The organism is Herpetosiphonaceae bacterium (assembly GCA_036374795.1).
Taxonomy (GTDB): domain Bacteria; phylum Chloroflexota; class Chloroflexia; order Chloroflexales; family Kallotenuaceae; genus LB3-1.
In genome coordinates, this window is sequence record DASUTC010000339.1 from 1 (window position 1) to 12,215 (window position 12,215).

At 63.6% G+C, this 12,215-nt stretch carries 12 protein-coding genes; 4 read left to right on the plus strand and 8 right to left on the minus strand.

The features are described 5' to 3' along the window. The first annotated feature begins 125 nt into the window (after positions 1-125). Positions 126-1,424, plus strand: coding sequence for a histidine--tRNA ligase (gene hisS, locus VFZ66_25865; protein ID HEX6292637.1), 1,299 nt, complete (start codon positions 126-128; stop codon positions 1,422-1,424). Positions 1,425-1,505: 81 nt separating this feature from the next. On the opposite strand, the gene VFZ66_25870 is transcribed toward hisS, so the two are convergent. Genes VFZ66_25870 through hflX form a run of 3 tightly spaced genes read right to left on the minus strand, consistent with a single transcriptional unit; the run spans position 1,506 to position 4,106 of the window. Continuing rightward, positions 1,506-2,012 (minus strand): nitroreductase family protein, encoded by a 507-nt coding sequence (locus tag VFZ66_25870; GenBank protein HEX6292638.1) that lies wholly within the window; start codon positions 2,010-2,012, stop codon positions 1,506-1,508. 45 nt (positions 2,013-2,057) lie between these two features. Further along, positions 2,058-2,690 (minus strand): deoxynucleoside kinase, encoded by a 633-nt coding sequence (locus VFZ66_25875; protein ID HEX6292639.1) that lies wholly within the window; start codon positions 2,688-2,690, stop codon positions 2,058-2,060. Between the two features lie 39 nt (positions 2,691-2,729). Continuing rightward, complete coding sequence (gene hflX / locus VFZ66_25880; GenBank protein ID HEX6292640.1) at positions 2,730-4,106, minus strand: GTPase HflX; 1,377 nt, start codon at positions 4,104-4,106, stop codon at positions 2,730-2,732. A 239-nt stretch (positions 4,107-4,345) separates the two neighbouring features. Between hflX and VFZ66_25885 the strand changes: the two genes are divergently transcribed. After that, positions 4,346-4,954, plus strand: coding sequence for a GNAT family protein (locus tag VFZ66_25885; GenBank protein ID HEX6292641.1), 609 nt, complete (start codon positions 4,346-4,348; stop codon positions 4,952-4,954). 78 nt (positions 4,955-5,032) lie between these two features. Here VFZ66_25885 and VFZ66_25890 read toward each other — a convergent pair whose 3' ends face one another. The 5 genes from VFZ66_25890 to VFZ66_25910 form a co-directional block, all read right to left on the minus strand. Then, a complete protein-coding gene (locus VFZ66_25890; protein ID HEX6292642.1) occupies positions 5,033-5,653 on the minus strand; it encodes a sulfite oxidase-like oxidoreductase in 621 nt (206 codons plus the stop codon). Positions 5,654-5,754: 101 nt separating this feature from the next. Next, positions 5,755-6,762 (minus strand): glycosyltransferase, encoded by a 1,008-nt coding sequence (locus VFZ66_25895; GenBank protein ID HEX6292643.1) that lies wholly within the window; start codon positions 6,760-6,762, stop codon positions 5,755-5,757. Positions 6,763-6,765: 3 nt separating this feature from the next. Then, positions 6,766-7,620, minus strand: a complete 855-nt coding sequence (gene mutM / locus VFZ66_25900; protein ID HEX6292644.1) for a bifunctional DNA-formamidopyrimidine glycosylase/DNA-(apurinic or apyrimidinic site) lyase — start codon at positions 7,618-7,620, stop codon at positions 6,766-6,768. Between the two features lie 235 nt (positions 7,621-7,855). After that, positions 7,856-9,112 (minus strand): S8 family peptidase, encoded by a 1,257-nt coding sequence (locus tag VFZ66_25905; GenBank protein ID HEX6292645.1) that lies wholly within the window; start codon positions 9,110-9,112, stop codon positions 7,856-7,858. A gap of 386 nt (positions 9,113-9,498) precedes the next feature. Beyond that, complete coding sequence (locus VFZ66_25910) at positions 9,499-10,647, minus strand: response regulator (GenBank protein HEX6292646.1); 1,149 nt, start codon at positions 10,645-10,647, stop codon at positions 9,499-9,501. Positions 10,648-10,907: 260 nt separating this feature from the next. Between VFZ66_25910 and VFZ66_25915 the strand changes: the two genes are divergently transcribed. Then, the gene (locus tag VFZ66_25915; GenBank protein ID HEX6292647.1) at positions 10,908-11,795 is read left to right on the plus strand and encodes a deoxyribonuclease IV; all 888 of its coding nucleotides are present in this window, start codon (positions 10,908-10,910) and stop codon (positions 11,793-11,795) included. Next, positions 11,792-12,214 (plus strand): hypothetical protein, encoded by a 423-nt coding sequence (locus tag VFZ66_25920; GenBank protein ID HEX6292648.1) that lies wholly within the window; start codon positions 11,792-11,794, stop codon positions 12,212-12,214. The genes VFZ66_25915 and VFZ66_25920 overlap by 4 nt, the downstream gene beginning before the upstream one ends. Position 12,215 lies beyond the last annotated feature (1 nt).

A 12,215-nucleotide genomic window follows, 5' to 3' on the forward strand; every position in this document is an offset into this window, starting at 1 on the left:
TCCCCGCGTCGTCCGCGTCTTCAAGCCTGTGTCGTACATGCACGAGCGCTCGTGCAGCAGCGGCCAGGCTTTTGTGTGTCCGTCGATCGATACATGTTCCAATCCCTCATCTAAGGAGCATACCGATGGCAGTGAAAGCGCAAACCTACAAGGGCATGAAGGATTACCTGCCGCGCGACATGCGGCTGCGGCAATATATCGTCGCGACGCTGACCGAGGTGGCCGAGCGCTACGGCTTCGAGCCGATGCAGACGCCGATTGTGGAGTACGAGGCGACGCTGGCGGGCAAGCTCGGCGACGATGAGAAGCTGATCTATCGCTTGCAGTACGGCGACGACCGGCTGGCACTGCGCTACGATCAGACCGTCTCGCTGGCGCGCGTGGTCGGGCAGTATCCCAACGAGATCGTGTTTCCGTTCCGGCGCTATGCGTTCGGGCCATCCTACCGGGGCGAGCGACAGCAGCGCGGTCGCTACCGCGAGTTCTACCAGTTCGACCTCGACATCGTGGGCGTGGACTCGCGCGTGGCCGATGCGGAGGTGGTGGCGGTGATCTGCGAGGCGCTGACGCGGCTGGGCTTTACCGGCTTCAAGGTGCTGCTCAATCATCGCGAGGTGCTGACCGCGCTGGCGCGGGTGGCGGGCGTGGCGGAGGAGCAGGCGGGCCAGGTCTATCGCGCGATCGATAAGTTCGATAAGATCGGCGCGGATGGCGTGCGCAATGAGCTGATCAACAGCGGCGTGAGCGCGGACGCGGCGACGCGGATCGTCGAGCTCATCGCGATCGAGGGCGATCCGCAAACAGTACTTTCGGCGATGCGCGGCGCGCTGCAAGCCGATCCGCGCGGCCAGCAGGCGGTCGAGGCGGTGGCTGCCGTGGTGCAGCTTTTGGCCGAGCAGGGCGTCGATCCGCGTGCCTACGCGGTCGCGCCGCGTCTGGCGCGGGGCCTGTCGTACTACACCGGGCTGGTCTTCGAGGCCGTGATCGAGAATCCGCCGATCGGCTCGCTGCTTGGCGGCGGGCGCTACGACAGGCTGATCGGCTCGTTCGCCGGGCGAGAGGTGCCCACCGTCGGCACGGCGTTCGGCATCGAGCGCTTGCAGATCGTGATGACCGAGCTTGGTCTTCAGCCGCCGATCGACTCCGCACCGCGTGTCTATGTGACGCTCTTCGGCCCGGAGCAGGTCGCCGAGTCGCTCAGGCTGGCTCAGGAGCTACGGGCCGCTGGCATTCCGACGATCACCGCGCTCCAGCCCGATAAGCTTGGCAAGCAGCTCAAGGAGGCCGATCAGAAGAACGTGCCCTACGCGCTGGTGCTCGGCCCCGACGATCTGGCGCGCGGCGAGGTGGTGGTCAAGAATCTGCGCTCCGGCGAGCAGCAGAGCGTCGCCCGCGATCGGGTGCTGGCGCTGGTGCGGCAGTAATTCCGGGGGATCTTCACCCGCCGCTCACGATCGATCATCAATCGGTGGCGTGGGCGGCGGGCGGATCGGGCCACAGGCGCGCTACTCGAACGGATCGCCGAAGCGCTCGCGATGCGCGACCTGAGCAAGCGGCTTGCGCACTTTCTTGCCCTGCCCGACCGCGCTCGTGGGGTAGCCAATCGAGAGAACGGCGAAAACGTCCAGATCATCGGGAATGCCCAGCAGCGGCTTGAGCACGTCCACCCCGCCGAAGCCGGCCCAGTTCGATCCCAGCCCATCGGCCCAGGCGGTCAGCAGCATCGACTGGATCGCGCGGCTGGCATCCGAGACGGCGGTCGGCATCTGGTCGATCGCAACGACGATCGCCAGCGGTGCCTGCGCGATGTAGGGGCCGGTGGGCATCAGGGCTCCGATCTGGCGCAGCGTGTCGCGATCTTGAACGGCGATAAAATGCCAGGGCTGCGCATTCCTGCCGCTGCCGGTCAGCCGCCCGGCCTCCAAAATCCGCCGGATGCTCTCCTCAGGCACGGGGCGGTCCTGGTAGATTCGCACGGCCAGGAGCGTAGAGATCGCCTCGAAAACATCCATCGCCTGCTCCCTTCAGCAGAAATACGTCCGCTTGATCTGGTCCTGCTACAGCGGCAGCAGCGACGGCTGCTGGTAGCCTGCCAGCGCCGCGCGGATCTGCCCGACAACCTGCGCGCGGGCCTGCAGATCGCGCACCAGATTCAGCGCATCCGTCGCGACCGTCAGCAGCGGCGTCTCGGTGTAGCTCGCGAAAAACTCCTCGTAGGCGTCGCGTAGATCGGCGATGTACTGCCGGTCCATGTCGCGCTCGAAGGGCCGGTCGCGCAGCGCGATCCGCGCCATGAGCGTATCGACATCGGCCTGCAAATAGACCACCAGATCGGGCTTCGGGATGTGCGCCGACAGCGTGCGGTACAACTGATAGAAGAGCGTCAGCTCATCGCTGGAGAGATTCTGGCGGGCGAAGATCTCGTTCTTGGCGAAGAGATAATCGCTGAGCAGGTTAGCGCGGCCAATCTGCGGCGCGACCTCGCCGGTCTGCTGCTTGTAGCGGCTCAGCAGAAAGAACGTCTGCGTCTGGAACGCATACCGCGCCCGATCGCCGTAGAAGTCCGACAGGAACGGATTTTCCTCGACGACTTCGAGCAGGACGTTGGCGCTAAATGGTTTGGCGAGCAGCCGGGTGAGCGTCGTCTTGCCCACGCCGATCACGCCCTCGATCACGATGTAGTGTGGCATACGTCTTACTTATAGAGAGTAGGCGCGATACACTCGCGCCTACTCGTTGGCTTGATTTTCGGCGGTCGCGATGCGGAACGGCGTGAACTGGCTCACGAGTTGCAGCGGCAGCTTGCCCGTGACATAGACGCCATGATCCTGATACTCCTCGTTGTCGAGCACGCCGCGCTGTCGCCAGAGGGCGACCAGATCGTTGCGGGTGTACGGAATCAGCGCTATCAGCGGCGTCATCTGGCCGCCCAGCGCCTCCTCGATGCGCTCCTGAAGCAGATTCAGGCCCCAGCCCTGCTCGGCTGAGACGGGAATATAGTCGGCGGGCAGGTTCATCTCCTCGGCCAGCCGCTCGACGCCGCCTTTGTCCACGCCCTCCAGCTCGTCGATCTTATTGAGCACCGTCAGGATCGGCTTCTCGTCGACCTCAAGATCGGCCAGCGTCTCCAGCACCGTCTCCGATTGCTCCTCGGCGTTGGGATGCGTGATGTCGAGGACATGCAGCAGAATATCAGCCTCCTGAATCTCCTCCAGCGTCGCGCGGAAGGCCGCGACCAGCGCGGTGGGCAAGCGCTGAATAAAGCCCACGGTATCGGTCAGCAAGATCTGGCGACCGCCCGGCAGCGTTACCTGGCGCGTCGTCGGATCGAGCGTGGCAAAGAGCTGGTTTTCGGCTCGCACGCCCGCGCCCGACAGCGCGTTGAGCAGCGTCGATTTTCCGGCGTTGGTGTAGCCTACCAGCGATACGACCGGAATGCCGCTCTGGCGTCGGCGCTGGCGGTAGCGCTCGCGGTGGCGGCGCACCTCCTCGATCTGCTCTTTCAGAAAGGCGATCCGCCGCCCAACCAGCCGCCGGTCAGTCTCAAGCTGAGTCTCGCCGGGGCCGCGCACGCCGACGGCGGAGCCGCCCGCGGCGCCCTGGGCGGTCTGGCGTGAGAGATGGCCCCACTGGCCGCGCAGACGCGGCAGCAGATACTCGTGCTGCGCCAGCTCCACCTGCAAGCGGCCCTCGCGGGTCTGCGCGTGCTGCGCGAAAATGTCCAGAATAAGCTGCGTGCGGTCGATCACCCGCGTTTGCAGCGACTCCTCAAGGTTGCGGGTCTGCGAGCCGGTCAGCTCATCGTCGAAGACGACGATATCATAGTGCAGCTCGCCCTTGAGATCGGCGATCTCCTGCACCTTGCCCGGCCCGATGTAATGCTTTGGATACGGCTTGCTCAGCTTCTGGTAGGTCGTGCCGACCACGTCAAGCCCGGCGGTATCCGACAGCAGCGCGAGCTCATCGAGCGAGTCTTGCGCGCTCCACGAGCTATGATCGGCAAAGACTTCGAGGCCAACTAAAAAGGCGCGTGGCTGATCTGGCACCGTTTTGTACAAACGACGGCGCACATGCGTATCGCCATCCTGTCTAACCTGCTCATCCATAACAACTCCAACAACTTCTGTCTGGCTATTATACAGAATGTCGCCACAATCGCGGTCGCAGAATATAGGCAGCAGTGTACCAATTTGCGGCACGTGCTGCATCACCGGGGAGCGCGGCCCGCCGATTGCACGGTTCTGTGCTATGCTGTTGGTAGAAGCAGCGCATACACGGAGCGATGGTTGTGGTCGGCGGCGCGGGCACAGCGGCGCGGCAATCGCAACGATCGCCGATGAGAGCCATGACTGAAACAGCGAGCACGACCATCGGCGTACCCTATCCGCTCGGACACGGCAAGGTTGGCATTACGACCCGCAGCGGCCAGTGCGTGTGCATCCGGCATATCGTGGCGCGGGATGCGACGCTGCTGGTCGATCTGTTCCATAACCTTTCGGAGCATACCAGATGGCTACGCTTTTTCTCGCCGGTGGGCATTCCCGAAGATCGGCTGTGGGATGAGGCAACGCGCCTTTCGGAGATCGATCCGCGCATTCAGGCGGCGCTGATCGGCACGATCGACGTGGATGGCCGCGAGCAGGCGGTGGCGGTCGCGCGCATGATCCGCGAAACGCCGCTCTCGGACACGGCGGAGGTCGCGATCGTGGTGCGCGACGATTTTCAGCGTGAAGGGATCGGGCGCACGATCTTCGATCTGCTGGTGCAGGTAGCGCTGGTGCAGGACATCAAGCGGCTGTACGCGATTACGCTGCCCGAAAACCTTGGCATGCAGCGGCTCGCGCGCGGCGTGGGCCTGCCCGTCAGCGTACGGATTCACGAGGGCGAGATGACGATCACCATCCATCTTCAGGAGCAGGCGAAAACCGGCAGCGACGGGCACAAGGTTGATTGACCTTGCAGGGCACGGCGCGCCGTGCCCTGGAGCGTATCGCGCTATGCCCCCACGGACATATTCGCAATCACTACCCAGCTACTCGTCTTCGGCGTAGCGCTCCTCCTGCCAGGGATCGGCGTGATTGTTGTAGCCGTAGCGCTCCCAGAAGCCAAGCTGATCGTGACTAAGAAACTCGATGCCGCGCAGCCACTTCGCCGATTTCCAAAAATATTTCTTGGGCACCAGCGCACGCAGTGGAAAGCCATGCTCCGGGTCTAGCTCCCGGCCCTCGAAGAGATAGGCCAGCATCGCGTCGTCCTCAAGCATGATCTCAAGCGGCACGTTGGCGGTAAAGCCGTGCTCGCAGTGCCACAAAATATACTTCGCGCCCGGCTTGAGCGGCGGGATATGCCGCAAAAACTCCTTGAACTGCACGCCGGTCCAGGGAGTGTCGAGCTTGCTCCAGCGCGTCACGCAGTGGATGTCAGTCGTGATCGTCGTGGTCGGCAGGCCGCGAAACTCGGCGAATGAAAACCGCTGAGGCTCCTCGATCTCGCCCCAGACGCGCAGATCCCAGTCATTCTCGACATCTTTATACGTGGGAACCGAGCCGTAGTGCAGCACGGGGAACTTTTCGGTCACGTACTGGCCCGGCGGCACGCGATCCGCCATGCCCGTCGGCGTACGGTCATACGTTTTGCGGAAACGATCGAACATATGGCGCTCCTCGTCTCATCCGGTAACACGTTCTTAACGTATGATACGCCTTTTCTGCTGCGACGGAGGCTGCCTAAACCCGTCTATTCCAGAGCATCGCGCTATCGCCCCTGCGCCTGGCGTCTGGCGCGTCTGCGCCACAGCCCGATCGGATAGCCCGCCATCTTGCCGAGATCGCCGATCAGCCGGACCGCTGGCACCCAGGCGCAGGCTGCCAGCCGCTGGCGGAGCGGCAGATCGCGGCTGCGCGACCACAGGCGACGGTACGGCCTGTAGGTGTGGTAGACGATGCCCGGCAGCAAGAGCAGCAGGCTCGATCGCCAGCGCCGCGCGAGCAGCACCACGCCGAGCAGCCCGATGTAGGAGGCGTAGCGGATCAGATGACGCCGCAGCCACAGATCGGCCACGCCGTCGCCACGGGCATAGGTGAAGTACTGCCAGAAGTAGGCGCGCGCACTCTCGCGGGGCCGAAACTGCACCGCCGCTTCCGGCGCGAAGACCATGCGATAGCCGCGCCGCTTCAGCTCCAGGTCGAAGACCAGATCCTCGCAGGTGTCGGCCCATTCGGGGTAGCCGCCGACCGACCCCCAGGCGCTTTTGGTGAAGGCCATCGAGTTGCCGCCCGGCAGAAACGCCGCCGGATCGATCTCGCGGGCATCGGGAAAGTTGGTCGCGCCCAGTGCCAGCTCCCAGGTCGAGCGCGGCGCTGGCTCGTAAAAGCCGCCGACCAGATCGGCCTCGCCCCGCTCCAGCGGCGCGACGATCGTCTCCAGCCAGTGAGGCGGCAGGACCAGCCCGGCATCGCACGAGGCGATCAGCGGGCCGCGCGCGTGACGGATCGCGTTGTTGCGACCGGAGGGAATGTTGAAGCCGCCCCGGACCAGCCTGATCGGATGGCCCGCCGCGATATAGCGCTCGACAATCGCGGGAGTCTCGTCGGTGCTGTGATTATCGTTGATCACGATCTCGTCCGGCGCGCGCGTCTGCGCCAGCATCGAGTCGAGCAGATCGGCAATGTTGTCGGCCTCGTTCTTGACCGTGGCGATCAGCGAGACGGCCAGGCGCTGCATTGTGGTCTGCGGCGCGTCCGTGAGCGTCGAAACTGCCATAGGCTAGCCCTCGCCGCGTCGCAGCGCATCGGCTGGGATCTGCTGGCAGTGCGGGCAGAGATGCGTGCCGCGCTGCGCAACGGTGATGCGCTCGATCGACGTGCCGCAGCGCAGACAGGGCTGATCCTTGCGGGCGTAGACGCTGAGATGGTTCTGGTTGTCGCCCTTGATTCCCAGCGCGTCGCGGTAGTCGGCGAGCGTGGTGCCGCGATTCTGGATACTGCGGCTCAGCACCTCGCGGATCGCGTCGTGCAGCGCATCGATCTGCTCGTCGCTCGTCTCGCCGACGGTTTGCAGCGGATGCAGCCGCGCCATCCAGAGCGCCTCATCTGCATAGATGTTGCCCAGCCCGGCGATCAAGCGCTGATCCAGCAGCAGCGGCTTGAGCCGTCCCTTGCGCTTGCGCAGCAGCGTGCGAAATTCCTCGGCGGTCAGCGCCTCGTCGAGCGGCTCAGGGCCAAGCTTGCGGTCGAGCGCCTCAAGGCCCTGCCGGTCCAGCAGCCAGATCCGGCCAAACTTGCGCGTGTCGCGGAAAAAGATCTGCTGATGCGTTTCGAGGCGCAGCGCGACATGCGTATGTTTGTCGGGCGCGGCGGCGGCATCAACCACCGTGAGCTGTCCGGTCATGCGTAGGTGGATCACCAGCGCTTCATCACGATCGAGATGGATGATCACATATTTGGCACGGCGATCGACGCTTCGGATCGCGCGATCACGCAGGAGTTCGCAGAAGATTTCGGGCGCAGGCTCGGCGATCGTGCGCGGCCAGGAGACGCGCGTCACCTCGGCGATACTGCGTCCGGCCAGCGCTTGCTGGAGCGAACGTCTGACGGTTTCGACTTCGGGTAGTTCTGGCATGAGCTTGTGGGCTTGTTCCTTCTTGCTTTCAGATCCGACGACAGGCTCAGAATCTCTGCCGCGATGCCTGATCGACGAGCGGGACGATACGGAGATCCCGAACCCCCGGCCTCGCGGCACGCTGCCGCTTCATTGTGCCATGCTCGTCTGTGTTGTGTCAAAGCCGGGGCGCTTAAACGACGAGCGAGACATGTTCATCACGTCTCGCTCGATTGCCGTGGATTGTGCGGAAGCGCTAGAAGCTGCTGACGTTCAGCAGCCGCTCCGGGTTGCCGTCGGGGTCGGTCGCGGTATTCCAGTTGAGGTTGCCCGCATTCTGGAGCGCGCTCTTGACCTGGCTCGGCGAGGCGCTGGGGTTGTTGGCCTTGTAGAGCGCCGCAGCGCCTGCGACGTGCGGCGACGCCATCGACGTGCCGCTGATCGTGTTGTAGGCGCTGCCCTTCCAGGTGGAGTTGATGCAGACGCCCGGCGCGATGATGTCCACGTCCGCGCCGTAGTTGCTGAAGTCGGCGAAGGTATCGTCGACGTCCGCGCGGCAGGTAGCCGCAGCGCCGCCGCCGGGCGCGCCGTTGAAGTCGGCCAGTGCCGAGACGGTGATGACCTCGTTATAGGTCGCCGGGCGGAAGCTCCGGGCGTCCGCCGCCGAGTTGCCCGCCGCGACGGCGTAGGTCACGCCCGCGTTGACCGAGTTGCAGATCGCGTTGTGGTAGGTATCGCTGCCGCCGCAGTTGCTATCGCTGCCGGAGCCGCCGAGGCTCATGTTGGCGACCTCAATCGTACCGGCGTTGGCCGTCACCCAGTCGATACCGCAGATCACCGTCGAGGTGGTGCCGGAGCCGGAGTTATTCAGCACGCGCACCGCCCACAGACGAGCGCCAGGCGCGACGCCGACAACGCCGTTGGCATCGTCCTTCGCGGCGATCGTACCGGCGACGTGCGTGCCGTGGCCGTGACCGTCATCGTAGGAGTTGCCCGTCTGGCAGTTCTTGCCGCCGACCACGTTCAGATCGGGGTGGTTGATCTGAATGCCGGTGTCGATGACCGCCACGTCGACGTTGACCGAGCCGGAGCCGTTGCCCGAAAGCGTGCTGCTCAAGTTACCGCCAATACGCAGAATGCCGGTTGGGATGCTCTGTGCCTGCGAGCCACCGCCGGGCTTTGCCATGGTCTGGACAGGCAGCGAGACGATTTCATCCTGGGTGATCGATGCGACGTTTGGATCGGCTTGAAGATCGGCCAGCTTGCCTTCTGGAACCTTTGCCGCAAAGCCTTTGAGCGCCGCCTTGTAGGTGTGCAGCACGCCAAGGCCATGCTGCGCGGCGAGCCTGCCGGTCAGGCCATCGACATCCGAGACGTTATCTTTCAGGACGACGATATACTGACCAGGGACTTTCGCGGAGCCGGTGGGAGACGCGGCGGCGGGCTGAAGGGCGGCCAGAGCACAGGCCAGTGAGAGGCCAAGACCAAGGGAGATACGGACCAAATTCGGCATTCGAATCCTCCTAAATGACTGAGATCTTCTTTGATCTCAACAGGGGGCCATCAACGGATTGTCGGCGTTTCGACACAACAATGTTGACGATCAGAGGACGGTCAAGCGTACCAGCGCTGCACGGTATCGCGGTAAAACTGAGGTGCTTGACATGTGATGATCAGCCGTGGTGTGATGGTCAATCTGTCTTGCAGGACAGTTGTACCAAGGATAACAAAGGGTTTAACTTCGGTCAATATTGTGAATTAAAGTGCAAAAATCATGCCGCGATCGTTTTTGACGATCAGCTTCAGCAAGCGGAGAATCAGCGAGCATGGACTGTACACGTGATTGTGCATGAGAAAGAGGAAGGTGTGGGGGAGGCCCCACACCCCGGCATAATGGCGCTACGGTCCTGCGGTCGCCGTCTCGGTTAATTCCGGCGGCGGCGGTGAGGTCGGCGTCACGGTTGGCGTCGTGGTCGGCGTCGCCGTTGCGGTTGCCGTAGGCTCCGGCGTGCGCGTGGGCGTCAGCGTCGGGGGCGGCGTGATCGTCGGGGTAGCCGTCGCGGTGGGCGGGCTGATCATCGTGCGCAGGTTGCTGTTGAGCGCTATCACCTGATCGGGGGCGAAGAACCAGAGGCCGCCGATACCGAGCGCCAGCGCCAGCAGCGCCGAAACTGTGATCACGAGCCAGCGCGGAATATCACGCGGCTCCGGCTTGCCGCCGAGGTAGGCAAGCGGCTGTACAGGCAGATCGGCGAACTCACGCTGGAAATCGCCAACAGCGTGCTCGACATCCAGGCCCAGGTACTTGGCGTAGGTGCGCAGCATCTGCTCGGCCATGCCGCGCGGCAGCATCCCGAAGCGGGCCTCCTCCATGGCCTGCAAATACCAGATGCGCAGCTTGGTGTCGAGTTCGACCTGTACCAGCGAGAGGTTGCCCCGCTGACGGGCCGCGCGCAGGCGTTGTCCCAGCGGCAGCTCCTCAATGTTCCCGGCATATGCCTCGAAGGCGGCGCGCTCCTGAAGTAGCGAATGCTCGGCGGCGGCGTCCATAAAGACGGGCGCGTCCCGATCGAAATCATCGGCGGCGTACATGCTTGTTTCGGGCGTGCTCGCAGGCGGCGGTGCAGCCGGTCGGGAAACCGGCCCGCCGATCGGAGCCTGCGGCTGGGGCGTGATCGGCCTCTGCCGCAGGGCCTCACGTAAGCGGACACGAACCCGCGCGATCAGCTCGTTGGTCCGAAACGGCTTGGCAAGATAATCGACGGCGCCCAGATCGAACGCGGCGACAACATCTTCTTCGAGGCCATGGCTGCTTATGACGACCACGGGCGCGCTGCGGAGTGTGGCAAGCTCGCGGAGAAAATCCCAGCCATGTCCGTGGTCGGTTTCAACTTCGAGCAGCACAATATCAATGATCTCGGTGGCGACAAAGCGGCCTGCCTGCTCAAGCTTGCTGGCGTGCAGCACGCGATGACCATCGGCCTCAAGGATTGCCCCAAGCGATGAAAGTAAGTTAGCATCGTCATCGACGATAAGGATCGTGGGCACGAGAAACACTCCAACTATCGCACAGAACGTTGTGTGTGGGTGGTAAAGCGGCGCGCATTATACCATACGACGCGGCGCTACAGAACATGGGACGATTACAATATCCTTAGTCTGGGTTGGGGAGCAAGGGATCAGGCGAGCAAGGGAACAAGCGAACAAAGAAGTTGAGCGCCTGGTTTTTTTGTTCTTTCGTTTGTTCTCGGCTTTCAAAATTCCCGCACAGGATGCGCCGCAACGCCAGCGGTGCTATAATGCGCTTCATGAATTTTGGCGCACATATGTCGATCTCTGGTGGCCTGTACACGGCCTTTGCGCGCGGCGAGTCCGTGGGCTGCCGGACGATGCAGATCTTCAGCAAGAACGAGCGGCAGTGGAATGCCAAGCCGCTTGACGAGGAAGCTATCCAAAAGTTCAAGGCGGAGCAGGCGCGCACCGGCATCGGCCCGCTGATCGTCCACGACTCGTACCTGATCAATCTGGCGTCGCCCAAAGACGATCTCTGGGAAAAATCGATCGCGGCCTTTGCGCATGAGCTGGAGCGCTGCGAGCAGCTTGGCATCCCCTATCTGGTAACGCATCCGGGCGCGCACACCGGCTCAGGCTGCGACGCGGGCCTGGCCCGTGAGGTCGAGGCGCTCAACCGGCTGTTTGCCGAGGGCGTCGGCGGCGAGACGATGGTGCTGCTCGAAACTACTGCCGGACAGGGCACCTGCCTGGGTAGTCGCTTCGAGGAGATTGCCTGGCTGCTGGATCGCGTCTCGCGTCCCGATCGGGTCGGCGTGTGTGTCGATACCTGCCATATCTTCGCGGCAGGCTACGACTTTCGCACGCCGGAAGGCTATGAGGCCGTGTTCGATCGCCTGATCAGCCTGGTCGGCTCCGAGCGCATCAAGGCCTTTCACCTCAACGATAGCAAGGGCAAGCTTGGCAGCCACCTGGACCGGCACACCGCGATCGGCGAGGGCGAGATCGGCGTTGAAGGCTTTCGGCTGCTGGTCAACGATCCGCGCTTTGCCGCGCTGCCGATGGTGATCGAAACGCCGAAAGAGCCCGACGAGAGCGCCGATATTCGTAATCTGACACTGCTGCGTAGCCTCCGCCACGAAACGGCATCATCCATAACAGAAAGTGTAGAGAGTTCGATATGACTCAACAGCAATTTCGTTGGTTGCTCCTGGCGCTCGCCAGCGGGCTGCTCGCCTTCGTGATCGTCCGCCGTCGCCAGCAGCTTGCCGCCGCGCTGCCACAGCCGATCATCGATCAGGCCGAGCGCTTTGTGATTCCGTGGAGCGCATTGGAGCGCAGTAAGCCGGGTGCGGCTGCGGATGCTGACCGGGGCGGACAGGATGAGGCCGTCGATGAGCAGGGCGGCGAGGAGGAGCATGACGAGGGCGGCGTGATGCGCCGGAAGGTCAGCAGCACCCACCGGATCAGCTTCGGCGGCAAGCGGTACGGCCCGCTGCCGGAGCATCTGGTCGGCGAGTACGTCGAGGTCGAGACGCGCGACGGCAATCTCTTTGTGCTGCACCAGGGCACGCCGATCGCCAACTTTGAGCTTCAGGACTAGC

Coding starts and splice junctions, on each gene's coding strand:
- VFZ66_25875 (HEX6292639.1), bottom strand. CDS start 2,690: ATGCCACACTACATCGTGATCGAGGGCGTGATCGGCGTGGGCAAGACG.
- VFZ66_25920 (HEX6292648.1), top strand. CDS start 11,792: ATGACTCAACAGCAATTTCGTTGGTTGCTCCTGGCGCTCGCCAGCGGG.
- VFZ66_25885 (HEX6292641.1), top strand. CDS start 4,346: ATGACTGAAACAGCGAGCACGACCATCGGCGTACCCTATCCGCTCGGA.
- hflX (HEX6292640.1), bottom strand. CDS start 4,106: ATGGATGAGCAGGTTAGACAGGATGGCGATACGCATGTGCGCCGTCGT.
- VFZ66_25895 (HEX6292643.1), bottom strand. CDS start 6,762: ATGGCAGTTTCGACGCTCACGGACGCGCCGCAGACCACAATGCAGCGC.
- VFZ66_25870 (HEX6292638.1), bottom strand. CDS start 2,012: ATGGATGTTTTCGAGGCGATCTCTACGCTCCTGGCCGTGCGAATCTAC.
- mutM (HEX6292644.1), bottom strand. CDS start 7,620: ATGCCAGAACTACCCGAAGTCGAAACCGTCAGACGTTCGCTCCAGCAA.
- hisS (HEX6292637.1), top strand. CDS start 126: ATGGCAGTGAAAGCGCAAACCTACAAGGGCATGAAGGATTACCTGCCG.
- VFZ66_25905 (HEX6292645.1), bottom strand. CDS start 9,112: ATGCCGAATTTGGTCCGTATCTCCCTTGGTCTTGGCCTCTCACTGGCC.
- VFZ66_25915 (HEX6292647.1), top strand. CDS start 10,908: ATGAATTTTGGCGCACATATGTCGATCTCTGGTGGCCTGTACACGGCC.
- VFZ66_25890 (HEX6292642.1), bottom strand. CDS start 5,653: ATGTTCGATCGTTTCCGCAAAACGTATGACCGTACGCCGACGGGCATG.